Origin of the sequence: Tsukamurella sputi (genome assembly GCF_007858445.1) — a bacterium.
GTDB classification, from domain to species: domain Bacteria; phylum Actinomycetota; class Actinomycetes; order Mycobacteriales; family Mycobacteriaceae; genus Tsukamurella; species Tsukamurella sputi.
In genome coordinates, this window is the sequence record NZ_VIGV01000254.1 from 1 (window position 1) to 505 (window position 505).

1 protein-coding gene is annotated in these 505 nt (G+C 69.3%); it reads right to left on the reverse strand.

Translation table 11 applies throughout. The features are described from left to right. Positions 1–298, reverse strand: a 298-nt coding sequence (locus tag FK268_RS24035) for an aldehyde dehydrogenase family protein (protein WP_146437935.1), incomplete at its 3' end; no start/stop codon positions are given. Positions 299–505 lie beyond the last annotated feature (207 nt).

The window sequence follows — 505 nt, forward strand, 5'->3', positions numbered from 1 at the left end:
TGTCGGCGTAGTACTCGTAGATCGCGGCGCTGAATTCGACCTCGCCCACCGACTGGTCGAGGGGCTTGCCCATCTCCCGCTGGATGATCCGGGCGAGCTCGTCCTTGCGCTCGACGTGCAGCGCCGCGACCCTGCGGATCAACGCAGCGCGTTCCGCCACGGTGCTGTTCCGCGTCCGGGCGTACGCCCCGGCCGCCGCCGCGAGCGCCGCTTCGATCTCGGCATCGGTCGCGAACGGGAAGGCCGCGAGTTCTTCGCCGGTCGACGGGTCGACGACGGTGTACGAGGGTTCGGTCATGCTGCCAGCTCCTTCATCGGGTCCGCCGCGGGTGCGGCGCGATCGCGTCTGCCGATCTACGAACGAATGTTTGTTAATGTAGCGCGGGTCACACCGGTCGTCAACGGGTTCCTACGGCCGGTGCGCGCCACGCGGAGTTCCGACGCGAGTCGGAAGGGCCCGGGCGAGGGGCGGGGTACTGTGAGCGCCATGCGGCGCGATGGAGGG